This window comes from Priestia sp. SRI_019 (assembly GCF_057586255.1).
This window is the reverse complement of record NZ_JBYCZN010000001.1, coordinates 1,243,021-1,258,359: the sequence shown is the minus strand read 5'-3', so window position 1 is coordinate 1,258,359 and position 15,339 is coordinate 1,243,021. Positions and strand designations below refer to the sequence as shown.

Here is a 15,339-nt window from a genome sequence, read left to right as displayed (position 1 = left end):
AAGTTGGATTCATTTAGTTATGTCTCAACCTCTTTTATTAAACCTTATTTAAAAAATGAATTCTTTTTTCTTCCTTTTAACAGATCGCCCGTCCACCCTTTCATTCGTAAATAGAGATAAATGGCCACGGTCGAAAGGACAATTAAAATGAGTGCATAGATATAGCCAAACTTCAAATCAAGCTCCGGCATCCCTTTAAAGTTCATTCCCCAAAGAGCTCCAAAAGCCGTTAAAGGCGTACTGATTGCTGTGAGCAGCGTTAAAGCTTTCATAATCTCATTTCCTCGATGAGTAGACACAACTTCTTCTAATTTAATTAACGCGTCAAATTCTTTTTGATATTGTTCAATCAGCGTTAAGCCAATTTCAATTTTTTTACACATTCGCTGATATTCAATTGTTTGGTTAATTTTTTTATGAAACGCTTCTTCTATTCCCATGGTGACTTCTCGAACAGAACTGATTAAATTTGTCCATATAAGCAGGTCATACCGCGCTTTGTGAATTTCATCTAATACGTCGATGTTATTATTATGGCGCACTTCCCACAGAAGCTCTCTGAAATGACTTTCAAACTGATCAAACCCATTTAAGTGTTTTTTCATAATTTCGCCTAAAAGAATAAAAAAACTTTCCGCCGTGTTAGCAGACTGCTTCATGCGTTCAATCATTCGTTCATGATTGGTGTTCTCTAGGATTTTTAAATCGATTCCTGCCGTTATAATAAACTCCTCGGTAATATAAAAATGAAACGAATCGTAATTTTTTTGATCAAACGACTCCTTATGATAAATCAGTGAACCATAAATGAGCTCACTTTCTCCTATTACATCTACTTGAATATGATTAGAATTTTTCTTTTGAAGCTGCTGACAAAACCATTCATCTCTTGGATACTGATAGTCTTTGATTATATCAGCTATTCCGTCTGCTTCTTCTAAATCAAACTGATACCATTTCCACTGATCGCTCGTCACGGTATTCATACTTTCCCTCTTTCCCCTTTTATTAGAATTTTTCCCTATATACAATCATTTAAAACCTAACATGCAAAATAAACATACATTTCATATCCATCTTTATTAAAAAGGTGCTATAATAAATACGTTGCGCACCTGCGCATGCTTTATCAGTTTGAGAGGAGAATAACAGTGAAGAAAGATATCGCTTTACGTTCTTATCTGCTAGAAAGTGCACCAACTATGACGGAAGAATGGTATGAATCTTTGGACAAAAAATCTTCTGAAGGCGTATATACCTCTAATGACCCTGACGTCATTCAACGCTTAAAAGCGCAAAACTATGAATTTCATTTATATATTAGCAACGTCTTTATAGAAGATGAAAAAAGCTTTTTTGAATCTTTTAACACGTGGCTAAATAAAGTTGCCAAAGACCAACAGCATCTCAGAACCCCCATTCAAAGTATTATTAAAGAATTTATGAACGTCCGCAAACAATACTGTGAGTATATTCGCCGATTTGCAGAACTTCATGATGACATCACTCAGCAGCATATCGATATGTGGAATGAAAAAGTAGTACGGGTATTTGATATTATTATTTTGAAATTCATCACCGAAGCGCAGGAATATGCATCAAACCGCCTCCGCTCTCAGCAGGAAATGATTCATGAATTAAGTTCACCTGTTATTGTGATTAAAAAAGACGTTGCTCTTTTACCGTTAGTCGGCGATATTGATACGGCAAGAGCCAGAATGATCCTAGAAAGCACGTTAAAACAGTGTGCAGAAAAACAAATCGCTCATTTGTATATTGATTTGTCAGGAGTTGTGATGATCGATACAATGGTCGCGCACGAGCTGTTTCAGCTGATAAATGCGCTTGATTTAATCGGCGTTAAATCGATTTTATCGGGCATTCGTCCTGAATTAGCCACTACTGCGATGCAGCTTGGTTTAAATTTTGAGCATATACGAATTAAATCGAACCTTGCTCAGGCATTAGAAGATGATTCAAAAATTGTAATTGCTTCTAGCACTCATTAATATAGGAAAACAAACAAAAAACAGCCCGAGAAGGCTGTTTTTTATTTTCTATGATGAATGTTTTCAGAACCTGATTCATCTTTCGTTTTCGTTTTATTTTTCTCTTCTTTTTGTTCAAGTCTTATGTCTTCCAACGGCATAGGATCGACCGTTTCTTCTTCTTTAAAACGTTCAAACAACGTTTCGTCTTGATCTGTTACACGCTGTTCCGTTTCATCTCTTTTTTTTGGTGTATTTGAAATAGATCTTTTCTGGCGTTCGCCCATCTTTTTCTCCTCCTTTATATAGGTGAAGCAATTATGTGTTCATGAAATCTCCGCCGTTGACATGAAGCGTTTGCCCCGTCATATAAGATGAATCATTTGAAGCTAGCAGCACATAGCAGCCTACGTGCTCCACAGGATGCCCAGGTCTGCCCATCGGCGTATCTGTACCGAATTCTCCTACTTTATCACCTGAGAAAGTAGACGGGATAAGCGGTGTCCAGATCGGGCCCGGCGCTACGGCGTTAACGCGAATGCCATCTTTGACAAGCGCTTGCGCCATACTGCGCGTAAAGCCGTTGATTGCACCTTTTGTCGCCGTATAATCAATCAGCTGAGGATTTCCGCGGTAAGGATTAATTGACGTTGTATTAATAATCGCACTGCCTTTCCCTAAATAATCAAGCGCTTTTTTCGTAAAATAAAAGTATGAATAAAAGTTCGTTTTGAACGTTCGTTCAAGCTGTTCACTCGTAATTTCTTTAATGCTTTCTTTTGGATGCTGCTCTCCTGCATTGTTCACAAGGATATCAAGCTTTCCAAGCTCACTTACTGTTTTTTCTACCGCTTCGTTACAGAATGATTCGTCTCCTACGTCTCCTGCAATCAGCAGGCATCTTACACCTTCTTCTTCAATGCGGGCTTTTGTTTCCTCAGCGTCGCTATGTTCGTTTAAGTAAACGATGGCTACGTCCGCTCCTTCTTTCGCATAAGCAATGGATACAGCTCGTCCAATTCCGCTGTCTCCCCCGGTAACCAGCGCTACTTTTCCTTTTAATTTTCCTGTACCAATGTAATTGTCATCCTCGTAAATAGGGAGAGGATTCATCTCACTTTCGATACCTGGCTGGCGGTCTTGCGTTTGCTCGGGCTGGCCTTGTGTTTGTTGATCTTGTAAATTCATTTTAATCTCCTCCTATTTTTGATGGAACTTTTTAGTATAGTCTAGGTTTAGCCTTCTGTTTTGAAGTTCAAACATCTTTTTTTAAAAATTTATGATGTTTCTATTCTCTTTTACTATCTTAGAAAATTCATAGAAAACAAGTTTAAAGTTGGAAACAAAGGCTACAAAATGAGTAGAAGATGCATTTCAGAAATATCTTTTATCAGGAGGTTTAGTTCGTGTATGAAACACATTCAAGTAGCAGAAAACCAAGAGGAGGCAGTCTGCGTCATCCGTTCTTTTTTAAAGAAAGGATTTACAAGCAAAGATATTTATCTGCTGGCCTATGATAAAGAATGGGCTCAGCATTTAACGGAGGCAACACATACAAAAAAGTACAGAATGGCAGAGCAAGGTATGTTTGAAACGGCGGTAAATAAACTTCTTTCAAGAGAAGATGAGCTTCTTTCAAAGATGGCTTCGCTCGGCTTATCTAACCGCGAGGCAAACCGGTATATAGAAGAGATGAAACAAGGTCATATCGTGGTTATTGGCGCACAGAGTCAATCCATTCCCTACTAAAATAGCGGAAACGTTTTTTATCAGCTTATAAGGGTATTTAGTAAAATAAACCATTTCCATCAAGAAAGGAAGTTATGACAATGTTAAATTATTTAGGTATTCATATAGGCTCTCTTTACTTTCCTACAAGTATTTTGCTTATTACACTTCTTGTATTAGCAGGATTTTTTATTTATTTCTTTTCTAGAAAAAGAAAAAATCGACAGCAGTCACGTGATCATAATGAAAAAGCGTGAAGCCAAGCTCCACGCTTTTTTATTATTTACGGGATTCTTTTTGCAAAGGCGATTTTTCAATGGAACGCGTAAACCGGTAAACATCAAGCTCTTGTCCTACCTCTGAAGGCAAATACCCAAACGTGGTGAAGCTGTCCACTGATTCCGGCTCAAGCGATAGAGACAATAAATTGTTTTGCGGCTGAGATGTTAAAAAGACGTAGCTTCCTTTTGGGAACGTCACCGTTTTTGGCTTGACGATTGTTTGCACGTCTACATTTGGTTTGTTTTCGTAGGCTTCATTTTCAATACGGCTGCTGACCGAATACGCTTCTACTGAAAGAGCCGTTTCTTTCGTTAACTTGAAACCTTTTACTCCTTGTCCCTGCAGTTTTGCTGCTAACTCTTCATGTCCTGGCTTTAAAATGTAAGCAGTCGGACGTTCGCGGACCAGCGTCGGCGTTGCCGCTTTGGCACTATAGTACGTCACAGGAATTTCTTTAACAGACGCGCTTTCCACATCAACCATTTCTAACGTAGAGTTTGGTATTTTTTTATTTTCACTGTTCACAACAATTGGATCACGGTCACTTGCATTTTTTCCTTTTTTGACAAGCGCCGCTTTTTCTTTGGCAATCAGCGCTTTAATTTGTTTAGCATGAGCGGCTGTTTGCGTAATGAGCTTCTCTTGTGTAGCAATTTGGGCACTCACTCGCCGCGGAAAATCTTCTCGGCCAATACCGATTCCTCTGCTTTCGACTAAAAACGAAAATGATGGATACAAGCCTAGTGAGTTTCGGCCGATTCGCGGTTCAACTGACCCTTCTTCTACTTCAAGCTGCCCTTGTTTATTCACTTGAGACGTATAGTATACTTCTCCTGAATATCCTTGCTTTTCAATAGCTGTAAGCGTACTGTTTACAAACAGCTCATCAGATACGTCTCGAATGCGCTGCGGAATATTTAAGTTTCGACCGGACTGCAGTAAAATGTCGTGATACTTCCACACGCCTTCTTTACCGATATTTTTCAATCCGCTGCTGTAAGGCGTATATTCATGAGCATCAATGACGACTTCTGGTGAAAAACGGTTAAATTCAGCTCGTACGCTCTGCACTTCCGGGCTTTCAAGCTTTATGTAGTCGCGGTTTCCATCTAAATTATTTGCTAGCTGCCGCTTGAATGCATAAGATCCGTCTGGATTAATGCGCGGCACAATCACGATGTTCACTTTATTTAGCACATCTTTTCCAAAGTCTTCTGTCAAACGCGTTGCAATGGCGAGTACGGATTCACCGCTTGCCGGTTCATTACCATGAATTTGACTTTGAAGCCAAATCGTTGGCTTTTTGGATGTTTTTCCATCCGCAAACTTCTTTTCCTTTGAAAAATACAGAGCCGGAATGTCTCGCCCTTGCTGTGACTTTCCGATAATCTTAAGCTTTACGTAAGGACTTTTATGAACAAGTTTTTGGACATAGCTCATCATTTCTTCTTGAGTCGTAAATGCGTCTTGTCCTTTCATAAATGCCGGCGTTGCTTCATTCACCTTTGTTTCCGGATAAAGCGCTTTAATTTTTTCCGGCTGGCTATAGTCTTTTCCGTAATAAGGCATCTCAGCTTGTACCGCAAGCGGCGACAGCAATAATCCAATCGACAAAAGAGCCGGCACGGCCGTTCGTTTTACAGTTTTTTTCATTCATTTACTCCTCCTCATCCCCTTGGTTAGACATTTTAAATATTTTAAATATTTAAAATGTTACATAATTAATTATACCGTTTAAGGAAATAACTTCAAGATAAGGGAACTGAACCTTTTTGACTATTTTAATATAGGAGACGAGTGCGGTTTTATAACAAAGAGATTAGGACATAGCAAAACCAACTCAATATGAAGACGACCAATCAAGGTAAATGACCTAAACCGTTTTTCCCGCAGGAGCCTTCCCCTTCAATCAACAGCTAGAAGCAGCTACATACATGAGACCTACGTTCACCATCTTAATAAAAAACACGAACTATTAATCAATTTTCGATAGATAGTTCGTGTTTAAATTCACCTAAAATAATTTTTTCAGTCTCTACTCTATCACAAAGTCCGCTTCTGCTTTTACCACTCCGTTTACAATAACAGAAAGCGTATGCGTACCGCTGTAATGTTTTCTTGTACTTAAATCTTTAAACGCATGCTTTTTTGTGACTGTTAGCGTTTGGCCTGCTTTTGCTTGAACATTTTTCAGCATAAACACTTTTTGAGTGCGGTTTCCTTTTGCTTTTACGTAATGAATTCCGTACTCTATGCGAAGCGGCATGGTTTTTTCCACGGATAGTTCAAATGAAAAGTCAATGCTATCACCGATTGTAATAGTATGCGGCTGTAAGCTAAGCTCTGTGACACTCACTCCTGGGTCATCTCCATAGCCAAAAAGAGACAGAGCTTCAGGGTCTCCTTTTTTCAGCAGTGAACGGCACGCATGTTTAACGATCCAGTCGGTTTTAACGTCTTCACCGTGCCATTTTTTCATCACATCAAGCATCCAGTCTTTTTCTATGTAAGAAATATCATTTAAATGATTGGCTACGCTTTTACGGACATAAAGCGATTCATCTCGTTTTAACTGCTCCAAAATCGGCAGCGTTTGTTTTGGATCTTGCTTTAACGCAGGTACTGATTGACCCCACGGAAGTCTAGGCCGGCTCCCTTCGCTTGCTAATCTGCGAATATGATGGTTTTCATCTCCTGCCCACTCAATCATTTGCTGGAGCATTCGATTTTTATCTTGAATTAAAAATGGACGCACTCCAAATTCTGATGTGGAAAACGGCGTAAAAAACGCAAGTGCTTTTATTGAAGCTTCCCAATCGTTCAATCCGTACAGTTCAACGTAATCTGGAAAAATCGTGCCTTGAAGTCCTCCTACCGTTGGAGCCACTTTATAAAGAATATGAAGCGCTTCTTCATAATCTTCCGGCAGCACTTCATGCATCGAAAGCGTAATTCTTCTCATGCGCTCTTTCAGTCCTAAGTCTTCCCAGTCTTGTTGAAAAACCAGCTCATGAAATGCTTGTTTATCAAATGAACTCATTTCACGTGAAAAATCGTCGCTTAAGTGCGTAATCAGCTCTTCATTAAATACGCTTTTACGTAACTCTTCAGCCATACTTATCCCTCTTTTCCAGGCAGTATTTTATTTTCTTTTGAATAAATCGCCCGCTCGTACATGCCTTTTTTAAAAATTTGCATGAACAGCTGCTTATTTTTAACTTCTTTAAATCCGTACTGACTGTACAAACCGTGAGCATCTTTTGTTGCCAATAAAATTTTTCGTACGTATTGAATGGGCTGATAGCGAATCATTTCTTGTACCAGCGCTTTTCCAAGCCCGTTGCCTCGGGCGTGCGGCAGAATAAACACATCCGCCAAATAAGCAAACGTCGCAAAATCTGAAATAATCCGTCCAAATCCTACTTGTTTATCGCACTCATCATAGACGCCAAAACAAACGGAATGTTCAATAGACGTTTGAACAAGGTGAAGTGGAATTCCTTTTGCCCAGTATGATTCATGATGAAGGTACGAGTAAATGACATCTATATCAAGCTTTTCTTTATTCGTATGTATGGTAAACTGATGATTTTCTTTCATGCTGCATCCTCCTTGCTTCTCTATCATAGCACAAATGTTCGTAACAGAAAAAAGCCTTTTCGGTAAAAGGCTTTTTTGCTTAGTATGATATTTTTTTAGAAACAGAAGCATTTTTTCTATAGCGTCTTGCGACTATGTAAATAAGCGGACTGCCAATAATCGTCGGCAAAAACCAATACGAAAGTGCCGGAAGCTTGTTTAACAGCGGAATACTGTCTCCAACATTCACAAACAGTGCGGTAACAGCTCCGATATAAGACCCCAGCATACCGCGAATATGGTGCTGAAGCCAGCTCTTCCATTTTTGCTTGCGTGCTGCATAGCCGTAAATCGCTAATCCGTATGAAAACACGGCAATATAAAATAAATAAGCAATTTCACTCCATTTCCAAATCGCTAACATGATAGCCGTAGCTGCTAGTGCTGCATAAGAACCGTGATACACTTCTCCCCATTTGGTATGCCGTCCTTTTTTCTTAGCCGCTAGCATGGACACCATTCCTGAAAGCAAACAAATCATTCCGAGTCCAATATGGATACTCAATATAACTTCAAATAAATCCAACGCGCTCTCTCCTTTTACGTATTTCTCTCTTATATCTTCGGCTAGCGTATTTATTTTTTAACAAAATATCCCTATTTCCTTTCCAACTCTTTACTTACAGAATGCATATGCTCCACGTTAAAAAGCGCATACTAGCTGTAGAAAAGGAGGCGGATAGGCAGTGGAAAATGCTCGAATTAGCGGATGGCAGCTGTTTGTGTTAATTACGCTCTTTGAAATTGGCAGCGCCTTTTTAGTCGGCTTAGCGATGGACGCTAAGCAAGATGCTTGGATTGCTATTTTAGTTGGTATGATCAGCAGCTATGCACTTATTTTTATGTATTATCGCTTGCACCGCTATTATCCGCATTTAGCGCTGACGGAGTATATTGAAAAAATTATTGGAAAAGTGCCGGGACGCATACTTGCTTTTCTTTATGTCTTATATTTTGCTAACGGAGCCGCGCGGGTGCTGCGTGATTTCGGAGCAATGCTTCTCACCTTCGTCTATCCTGATACGCCGCTGTTTATAGTAAACGCTTTGCTGATGCTCGGAATTATCTATACGGTTCGTCAAGGAATTGAAGTGATGGCACGTTCAGCAGAACTGCTCTTTATTTTCATCTATGTACTCGCCGTTGGTGGCTTTATTCTTATCTTTGTTTCCGGCCTTATTGATTTTACAAGTCTCCGGCCGATTCTTGAAAAAGGCATCGCTCCGGTGCTGCGCGTTGCGTACAGCCAAACGCTCTATTTTCCTTTTGGTGAAGTGATTGTATTTGCAATGATCTTTCCCTACACAAAAAATGTGAAAAAGACCGCTTTGATTGTCTTCAGCGCCATTACGTTAAACGGTATTAACCTTATGATTACAATGATTGTGAATATAGGTGTGCTGGGCGTTGCCTTAACATCGAGATCTGCTTTTCCGCTTTTAAGCACGGTTCAAAGCATTCAATTCGCAGGTTTTTTAGAACGGCTTGATGTGTTTTTTATGCTGGCTTTAATCACTGGCGGCTTCTTTAAAATCGGTCTGTTTTTCTACGCAACTGTGCTGGGCCTTTCCCACGTGTTTAAGCTTAAAAACCCGTCACCGCTTGTATTTCCAATCGGCTTAGTCGTTTTGTTTTATTCATTGTCTCTTGCTCAAAACTATTTCGAACACGTATATGAAGGGTTAAAAATCATTCCGTTCACTTTACATCTTCCGTTTCAAATTGTCATTCCTGCTCTTTTACTCGTGATCGCATTTTTAAGAAATCGAAAAAAAACACAGTCCGTCACTGTGAAAAATACCGCAGAAAATTCGTAGTATGTCCATTTCTCTATTGGATTTAATCTCCTAAAATTATACAATATAGGTAAGAAGCAAAAAGGAGAACCAATATGATTGGATTAATTCTTTCTATTTTAATATTTAACGTTCTTGCTTTTAAAACAAACAAGCGCTTCACAGCAAATCAAATTGTTCACATTTGGATGTTCACCATTGCTGCTCAGCATATCTTTGACGTCTTCATTAATTTCAAATTTCACGGCTACTGGTATTTTACACAAGAGACAGACTGGCAAGGTATTTTTGCCTATACCGTTCTCATTCCGCCTGTGAACATGCTTTTTCTTACCTACTATCCTTTTTCCGGAAAGCTCACAAAAAAATCCGCCTATATTTTACTTTGGTCGGTTGCTGTTTTACTTTATGAAGTAGTAGCCCTTCTCCCTGCTCCTTGGGGTTATTTTCACTACGGATGGTGGACGTGGTGGTATTCGCTTCTGCTAAATCCGCTGCTGTTTTGGATGGTGGTGCAGTATTACCGGTGGGTGTGTAAGTTGGAGAGCAGTTCTAAACCAATATAAGTAAACAATAAAAAACGATAGCCACAAGGGCTATCGTTTTTTTATTATTGAGACACCATTACTTTTTGGCGAACGTGCTCTAAGTGATCACGAACCGCTTCTGCTGCTTCTTCTGGCTCTCCATTTTTAATCGCTTCAAAAATACGCTCATGGTCGGCATCCGTTTGCTTGCGATTTTCTTTTTGGCTTTTATTTAACGAATAAGCAAGCGCTTTTCGATATAAATGCCCTAAATCTTCTACAGCATGAAGAAGGAATGAATTATGAGCTGCTTTCACGATATCATGGTGAAAACGATAGTCCGCTTCATGTCCAATTTCTTCACTGTTATGAACCGTCTTTTTAAATGCTTCTAACGATTCTTTAATTTCAATCAGTTCTTCATCTGTACGGCGCAGCGCGGCTAAGCTTGCTGCCTGCGACTCGATGATAATACGCATTTCAATTAATTCAAGAACCTGATCTGCTTCAACCATTTCAAACGTCATTGGATCAAGCATGCCCACTAAGTTTACACGCTTTACGTAGCTTCCTCCGCCTTGTCGTGATTCAATTAATCCGCTTGCAGAAAGAACGCTTAGCGCTTCACGAATTGGTGCGCGGCTCACTCCAAACATTTTGGATAACTCATGTTCCGACGGCAAACGAGACTCTGGCGGGAACGTTTTCTCTTTAATCATCTTTTTTAATTGATCAAGCACTTGACTAGATACTTTTTTACGCTCAATAGGTACAAACATACTTCTATTCCTCCTCCAAGTAATTATCTCTCTCTTTTTTTAGTTTTCATCGGACCCAGATTAACTATGTGTATTCCGATTTATGTAAACGCTTCAATCTTTGTATTACAAGTATACATTATTTCAATTCAAATGTGTTGATAAAATTTTACTATTATTGTTATTATACCATGAAAACAAGTTATAAATGAATAACGATTCATGGTTTTTTGACATAATACCACTATCTTACATATAATCCGTATACAATCATAATCGCCGCGTCCGCTAACGCATGACTAATAATTGCCGCTTCGGCACCATATCGCTCCCTTATACACGCCCACATTATACCTGCTAAAAAAACGCCTGCAGCCGAGATCCAATTAAAAGGAAACGCAAAAACGGGCAGAATAATAAACAGGTGATAAAGCGTATAAAAGCTTGATGTAACAATACTTGAAGCAGGTAAGGACAGATGCTTCTTCACTTTATTCTGTATATAGACTCGCCAATACATCTCTTCTAAATAAGGATTAATAAAAATCAAAATGACGGCTAAAATGATTACTTTCCATCCGCTAAATCCCCATATTTGCAAAACCGCTTGCATATCTTCTACATGAAAGATTCTACCAGAAAAAAGCAGACTGCTTCCAATTATCACAGCGGCACATAGAACTCCGCTCAGAGTTCCCACATACAGAGATTTTTTTGTAAGCGCTACCTTAAAGTTAATTTTATTATTCGCATATAAAATCATAAACATCCAGCCGTAAAAGCAAACAAATGTTACCAACACATTTTGGATAAGCCACAAACCGAAAAAAACAAAGATTGTAGGCATGAACAGCAAAAACAAAAATTTTATCATGTTTATGGCGCACCTTCTTTAAGAGCCGCTTTTCTTTTACCTAGTAAACCTTTCGTATTCAAAAGGTTTACTATCTTTTATCTTATAAAAGTCCAGGGTTATTTTCAATTATTTTTTAATTCCTGCTCCAGCTCACGAAGACTTTCCACAAGCTTTTTCTTTTCTTCTTCAAAGTGAGCATCGTCTTTAAAAACTGGAGCTAAAGGCGCTGTCTCTTCATTTTCTCTTAGCCAATCCGGCGTCAATTCCTTGCGAATGACGCGCTTTTTAGTAGCGTAGGAAAGCGACTTTTCAGTCTGCTGACTCGCTAGCGTACGCTGTGACGTTACATAATGCTTATGAAAAAGATGCTGTTTAATATAGGCAAATGCTCGAATGGTATCACCGCTGTATTTAGGCTTGTAGAGATCAAATGCTTCATGGAGCCCAAAGAGCGCCTCTTCTACAGGTATTTCGCTTTTTGCGACTTCATACATATGCTTCAAGTCACTCGCTGAAGGATACACTCCTCGGTTCCTTCTAGCAATAAACGCGGCTTCTAACGTCTGTACATAAGCGTCATGGGCGTCTTCTTCTCTTTTTATTTGATTTGTATTTTCTGCAGTAGTCTCTGTTAATGACGCCGTCACAGTGAGCGAATCCGCTGCTTCAATTTGACTCTCTCCTTCTGTCAAATTGACATCTTCGAGCTCTTCAAATTCATCGCTCGGCATCAGCTCTTCTAGTTTCTTGTACTCAATCCGGTACCAGACCGTGTTGTTAAATTTAGAGCGGTTGTACTTTCCTTTTATAATCAGTCCTTCTTTTTCAAGCTTTGAAATGATGCGTTGAATTGTTGAAAGCGACCAAAACGGAAACTGCTGCAGCCACTGCTGATTGGTGTTGTATACCCACGTATATCCGTCCTGCACGTTTACGCTTTTTTCAAGCCAGTAGTGAAGCTGCTGAAGAAACAGCGCTCCGTTCACTCCTACTTTAACTGCAAGCGCCGGCAGTACGATTAACGGCTGATCTTTTAATAATAATTTACTCATTACGTCATCTCCTTTGTTATGTAAAATAGCTACTATATATATACAAAGAAAACGAAAAAACGGGGATGCCCGTTTTAAAATTATGTTAAAATATAGAAAAATGAGGTGGGCATATGATACGTCAAGGCAGAATTGGCGATGAAGCAGGCATTGCGAATGTACACGTAGAAAGCTGGAAATCAACTTATAAAGGACTTGTTCCGGATTCTTTTTTAGATTCTTTGAGCGCTGAAAAGCGAAAACCTGTTTGGAGAAAGCAGCTGGAGTCAAATTCTATTTTCGTTGCAGAAGAAAACGGTCAAATCGTAGGCTTTGCTTCTTATGGCAAAGAAAGAACGAGCAAGCATCCTTTCTATAAAGGAGAACTGTATGCCATGTATTTACTCGCAGAGCATCAGCGAAAAGGAATAGGAAAAGCGCTTATGCATAAAATAGCGCAAGAGTTGGCAAACCAACATATACATACGATGCTCACATGGGCTTTTGAACAAAACGGCGCCTGTCAGTTTTACGAAGCGCTTGGCGGAAAAAGAATCGATCGTGCTGAGGTTGTTATTGAGGGCAGATCTCTATCTGAAGTGGCTTTTGGGTGGAACACGCTTAAAAATTTGTAAGACAACTCTCTGGACAGATTTTTTTCTTCACGGTAGACTATTTAGTTGGTATAAAAAGAAAGGATGACTTACCGTGACGAATTCTACTTATCGAAACATTATTTTGCTGGTTCTTTGTGTCACAGCGGGTATCGTCGATGTGATTGGCTACTTAAGCCTTGGCCATATCTTTACGGCAAACATGACCGGAAACATCGTGCTGCTTGGATTAGCAATCGGAAACTCGCTTGAAACAACTGTTTTTCATTCCCTCACAGCTTTAGGAGGTTTTATTATAGGAGTTGTAGGCGCTGCAATTTTAGTTGGAAACAAAGAAAAAACGTTTTGGCCTAAAGCCGTAACGATCGCGCTTGGAATAGAAGGATTACTTTTACTTGTTTTTGCACTTTTATCTTCGTTTTCTCCTTCTTTACACGTAACTTACTTATTTATTTTCTTATTAAGCTCAGCGATGGGTCTTCAAACAACGGCGGCTCGAAAGCTTGGCGTAGCCGGCATTTCCACAACTGTATTGACAGGGACGCTTGCTAACTTTTTTGAAGACGTAACGGCACGTTTTCGCAGTTCTCGCTACCGCAAAACGTTTAACACCGATGCTATTCTTCGCGCGCTGTCTCTTGTACTTTACTGCTTTGGCGCTGTTATCGCCGCGCTTGCAGAGCCTGCTTATAAATTTGAAATTATTTGGCTGCCCATTGTGATTTTGTTAGCCATTATCATTTTTGTCAGCACGAAGTTTCGTTCTGATTCAGAAAAAAAATAATAAAAAAAGCTGGGATAAAAGTATTTTAGTCAAAGGAAAATCCGAACGAGTTTGATTCTTGATTGAGAATCAAATTTGTTCGGATTTTCCTTAGTATAGTGAACGTTCATATATGTAGCAGCTTCTAGCTGTTGATTGGAGGGCAAGACGAATACTCCCGCGGAAAGCGAAGTCTTGCACGGAAATCAACAGCGCTGTAACAAGCGAACACAATAGATCATCTATCCAATTTGTTCGCCTTGAGATTATATTGATTTAGTTATGTCTCAACCTTTTTCATTTTCCAGCTAGTGCCGCTAAAACGCCAAAAATGATTGCTGCTACAGGCCCTACAATGAATAGTCCAATTAAAATCGATCGTATGGCTTCCCATAATGACCGCAAAGGACTTTGCTTAGACTCTGCTTTTTCCACTCTTTCCTCTAGGTGTTCGACTCTTTGCTGAAGCTTCGCTAATTCCTGCGCAACATCTATTTGTTCGCTCATCGCTCAAGCTCCTTTTTACTCTACATTACCATATACTTCCTTACTAAAACTACTATTTATTTGTGATTACTTCAATGCCGATTTCGCGGTAAGCATTTAACACGGTTTCGTTCACATGTTCTTCTGTAATGAGCCAATCTAGTGAGTTTGCTGAACTGAACGTGTACGTTGACGATGTATTGAGTTTTTTAGCTGTTACAATAGCTGCTACTTCACTCGCACTTTTAATCATTTGGCTTTTAATGTGCATTTCTTCAAGCAAAGGAATGCTCATGCCGATTTTAGGATCGATTGCGTATACGCCTAAAAAACAGAGATCCGCTCGAATTTGTTTAAGCGTATCAACCACGCTTTGTCCTACCGTGACCATCGATTCTTTTCGAAACGTTCCTCCAAGAGAAACAACTTCTACAAAGTCATGTTCCGCTAGTGCGATGGTAATTAACGGACTGTTTGTAATAACCGTAACGTTTAAATTCTTTGGAAAAGCTTTGACGAGCTGAATATTTGTTGTACTTCCGTCCATCAAGAGCACCTGCCCGTCTTTAATTAACGGAAGCGCCGCTACGGCAAGTGAATGCTTAACATCCATCAATTCACGTTTTCGCTCTTTGTAATCAACCGCAGACGTGGAACGCGGAAGCGCTCCTCCGTGTACGCGCTGCAGCAGACCAAGCGCGTCCATTTCCCGCAGATCTCTGCGGATTGTATCTTCTGAAACATTCAGCGTTTGGCTAAGCGTCGTAGCCACAATTCGCCCTTCTTTTTCAAGCAAATTCATAATTTGTTTGCGTCTTTCTTGTTTTAACATTACTTGTTCACCTGTTTTCTTTCTGCTTTTTACTTTATT

At 39.6% G+C, this 15,339-nt stretch carries 19 protein-coding genes; 7 read left to right on the top strand and 12 right to left on the bottom strand.

The window, feature by feature from the left end:
- Nucleotides 1–44: 44 nt before the first annotated feature.
- On the bottom strand, nt 45–986 hold the full coding sequence (locus AC2YJL_RS06635; RefSeq protein WP_407818741.1) for a magnesium transporter CorA family protein: 942 nt from the start codon (nt 984–986) through the stop codon (nt 45–47).
- A gap of 165 nt (nt 987–1,151) precedes the next feature.
- Here AC2YJL_RS06635 and AC2YJL_RS06630 point away from each other — a divergent pair, with 165 nt between their 5' ends.
- Nucleotides 1,152–2,009, top strand: a complete 858-nt coding sequence (locus tag AC2YJL_RS06630) for an STAS domain-containing protein (RefSeq protein WP_230933202.1) — start codon at nt 1,152–1,154, stop codon at nt 2,007–2,009.
- A gap of 41 nt (nt 2,010–2,050) precedes the next feature.
- Here AC2YJL_RS06630 and AC2YJL_RS06625 read toward each other — a convergent pair whose 3' ends face one another.
- Nucleotides 2,051–2,275, bottom strand: coding sequence for a hypothetical protein (locus tag AC2YJL_RS06625; RefSeq protein ID WP_028409498.1), 225 nt, complete (start codon nt 2,273–2,275; stop codon nt 2,051–2,053).
- Between the two features lie 31 nt (nt 2,276–2,306).
- A complete protein-coding gene (locus AC2YJL_RS06620) occupies nt 2,307–3,176 on the bottom strand; it encodes an SDR family oxidoreductase (RefSeq protein WP_176343685.1) in 870 nt (289 codons plus the stop codon).
- A gap of 222 nt (nt 3,177–3,398) precedes the next feature.
- On the opposite strand from AC2YJL_RS06620, the gene AC2YJL_RS06615 reads away from it, so the two are divergent.
- Nucleotides 3,399–3,737, top strand: a complete 339-nt coding sequence (locus tag AC2YJL_RS06615; RefSeq protein ID WP_195696314.1) for a YflT domain-containing protein — start codon at nt 3,399–3,401, stop codon at nt 3,735–3,737.
- An 80-nt stretch (nt 3,738–3,817) separates the two neighbouring features.
- Nucleotides 3,818–3,973: a hypothetical protein gene (locus tag AC2YJL_RS06610; protein WP_165592309.1), complete on the top strand. Its 156-nt coding sequence runs from the start codon at nt 3,818–3,820 to the stop codon at nt 3,971–3,973.
- A 22-nt stretch (nt 3,974–3,995) separates the two neighbouring features.
- Here the strand turns inward: AC2YJL_RS06610 and AC2YJL_RS06605 are convergent, their stop codons facing one another.
- The 4 genes from AC2YJL_RS06605 to AC2YJL_RS06590 all read right to left on the bottom strand — a co-directional run bounded on the left by AC2YJL_RS06605 (nt 3,996) and on the right by AC2YJL_RS06590 (nt 8,163).
- A complete protein-coding gene (locus tag AC2YJL_RS06605) occupies nt 3,996–5,651 on the bottom strand; it encodes a M14 family metallopeptidase (protein WP_230933203.1) in 1,656 nt (551 codons plus the stop codon).
- 382 nt (nt 5,652–6,033) lie between these two features.
- Complete coding sequence (locus tag AC2YJL_RS06600; protein WP_230933204.1) at nt 6,034–7,113, bottom strand: DNA alkylation repair protein; 1,080 nt, start codon at nt 7,111–7,113, stop codon at nt 6,034–6,036.
- Nucleotides 7,114–7,115: 2 nt separating this feature from the next.
- Complete coding sequence (locus AC2YJL_RS06595; protein ID WP_230933205.1) at nt 7,116–7,598, bottom strand: GNAT family N-acetyltransferase; 483 nt, start codon at nt 7,596–7,598, stop codon at nt 7,116–7,118.
- Between the two features lie 79 nt (nt 7,599–7,677).
- Nucleotides 7,678–8,163 carry a DUF2306 domain-containing protein gene (locus tag AC2YJL_RS06590; protein ID WP_230933206.1) on the bottom strand — a complete coding sequence of 162 codons (486 nt, stop codon included), beginning with the start codon at nt 8,161–8,163 and terminating at the stop codon, nt 7,678–7,680.
- Nucleotides 8,164–8,323: 160 nt separating this feature from the next.
- Between AC2YJL_RS06590 and AC2YJL_RS06585 the strand changes: the two genes are divergently transcribed.
- On the top strand, nt 8,324–9,454 hold the full coding sequence (locus AC2YJL_RS06585; protein WP_230933207.1) for a GerAB/ArcD/ProY family transporter: 1,131 nt from the start codon (nt 8,324–8,326) through the stop codon (nt 9,452–9,454).
- A 74-nt stretch (nt 9,455–9,528) separates the two neighbouring features.
- The gene (locus tag AC2YJL_RS06580) at nt 9,529–9,999 is read left to right on the top strand and encodes a hypothetical protein (RefSeq protein ID WP_230933208.1); all 471 of its coding nucleotides are present in this window, start codon (nt 9,529–9,531) and stop codon (nt 9,997–9,999) included.
- Between the two features lie 44 nt (nt 10,000–10,043).
- On the opposite strand, the gene AC2YJL_RS06575 is transcribed toward AC2YJL_RS06580, so the two are convergent.
- From AC2YJL_RS06575 to AC2YJL_RS06565, 3 genes are all read right to left on the bottom strand, one after another.
- Nucleotides 10,044–10,739: a FadR/GntR family transcriptional regulator gene (locus tag AC2YJL_RS06575; protein ID WP_013058211.1), complete on the bottom strand. Its 696-nt coding sequence runs from the start codon at nt 10,737–10,739 to the stop codon at nt 10,044–10,046.
- A 223-nt stretch (nt 10,740–10,962) separates the two neighbouring features.
- Nucleotides 10,963–11,592 (bottom strand): CPBP family intramembrane glutamic endopeptidase, encoded by a 630-nt coding sequence (locus AC2YJL_RS06570; protein WP_230933209.1) that lies wholly within the window; start codon nt 11,590–11,592, stop codon nt 10,963–10,965.
- Between the two features lie 104 nt (nt 11,593–11,696).
- Nucleotides 11,697–12,626 carry a hypothetical protein gene (locus AC2YJL_RS06565; RefSeq protein WP_230933210.1) on the bottom strand — a complete coding sequence of 310 codons (930 nt, stop codon included), beginning with the start codon at nt 12,624–12,626 and terminating at the stop codon, nt 11,697–11,699.
- A 113-nt stretch (nt 12,627–12,739) separates the two neighbouring features.
- Here AC2YJL_RS06565 and AC2YJL_RS06560 point away from each other — a divergent pair, with 113 nt between their 5' ends.
- Both AC2YJL_RS06560 and AC2YJL_RS06555 read left to right on the top strand, forming a co-directional pair.
- Nucleotides 12,740–13,240 (top strand): GNAT family N-acetyltransferase, encoded by a 501-nt coding sequence (locus tag AC2YJL_RS06560; RefSeq protein ID WP_230933211.1) that lies wholly within the window; start codon nt 12,740–12,742, stop codon nt 13,238–13,240.
- A gap of 73 nt (nt 13,241–13,313) precedes the next feature.
- Nucleotides 13,314–14,003, top strand: coding sequence for a YoaK family protein (locus AC2YJL_RS06555; protein WP_230933212.1), 690 nt, complete (start codon nt 13,314–13,316; stop codon nt 14,001–14,003).
- Nucleotides 14,004–14,279: 276 nt separating this feature from the next.
- On the opposite strand, the gene AC2YJL_RS06550 is transcribed toward AC2YJL_RS06555, so the two are convergent.
- Together AC2YJL_RS06550 and AC2YJL_RS06545 are read right to left on the bottom strand one after the other, a co-directional pair.
- A complete protein-coding gene (locus tag AC2YJL_RS06550; protein ID WP_230933213.1) occupies nt 14,280–14,489 on the bottom strand; it encodes a hypothetical protein in 210 nt (69 codons plus the stop codon).
- 52 nt (nt 14,490–14,541) lie between these two features.
- A complete protein-coding gene (locus AC2YJL_RS06545) occupies nt 14,542–15,300 on the bottom strand; it encodes a DeoR/GlpR family DNA-binding transcription regulator (RefSeq protein ID WP_230933214.1) in 759 nt (252 codons plus the stop codon).
- Nucleotides 15,301–15,339: the final 39 nt, after the last annotated feature.

Bases quoted from the DNA above. Each gene is read 5' to 3' on its own strand.
- AC2YJL_RS06550 (WP_230933213.1), bottom strand. From the start codon at position 14,489: ATGAGCGAACAAATAGATGTTGCGCAGGAATTAGCGAAGCTTCAGCAA.
- AC2YJL_RS06620 (WP_176343685.1), bottom strand. From the start codon at position 3,176: ATGAATTTACAAGATCAACAAACACAAGGCCAGCCCGAGCAAACGCAA.
- AC2YJL_RS06625 (WP_028409498.1), bottom strand. From the start codon at position 2,275: ATGGGCGAACGCCAGAAAAGATCTATTTCAAATACACCAAAAAAAAGA.
- AC2YJL_RS06545 (WP_230933214.1), bottom strand. From the start codon at position 15,300: ATGTTAAAACAAGAAAGACGCAAACAAATTATGAATTTGCTTGAAAAA.
- AC2YJL_RS06575 (WP_013058211.1), bottom strand. From the start codon at position 10,739: ATGTTTGTACCTATTGAGCGTAAAAAAGTATCTAGTCAAGTGCTTGAT.
- AC2YJL_RS06580 (WP_230933208.1), top strand. From the start codon at position 9,529: ATGATTGGATTAATTCTTTCTATTTTAATATTTAACGTTCTTGCTTTT.
- AC2YJL_RS06635 (WP_407818741.1), bottom strand. From the start codon at position 986: ATGAATACCGTGACGAGCGATCAGTGGAAATGGTATCAGTTTGATTTA.
- AC2YJL_RS06595 (WP_230933205.1), bottom strand. From the start codon at position 7,598: ATGAAAGAAAATCATCAGTTTACCATACATACGAATAAAGAAAAGCTT.
- AC2YJL_RS06615 (WP_195696314.1), top strand. From the start codon at position 3,399: ATGAAACACATTCAAGTAGCAGAAAACCAAGAGGAGGCAGTCTGCGTC.
- AC2YJL_RS06605 (WP_230933203.1), bottom strand. From the start codon at position 5,651: ATGAAAAAAACTGTAAAACGAACGGCCGTGCCGGCTCTTTTGTCGATT.
- AC2YJL_RS06565 (WP_230933210.1), bottom strand. From the start codon at position 12,626: ATGAGTAAATTATTATTAAAAGATCAGCCGTTAATCGTACTGCCGGCG.
- AC2YJL_RS06560 (WP_230933211.1), top strand. From the start codon at position 12,740: ATGATACGTCAAGGCAGAATTGGCGATGAAGCAGGCATTGCGAATGTA.
- AC2YJL_RS06570 (WP_230933209.1), bottom strand. From the start codon at position 11,592: ATGATAAAATTTTTGTTTTTGCTGTTCATGCCTACAATCTTTGTTTTT.
- AC2YJL_RS06600 (WP_230933204.1), bottom strand. From the start codon at position 7,113: ATGGCTGAAGAGTTACGTAAAAGCGTATTTAATGAAGAGCTGATTACG.
- AC2YJL_RS06610 (WP_165592309.1), top strand. From the start codon at position 3,818: ATGTTAAATTATTTAGGTATTCATATAGGCTCTCTTTACTTTCCTACA.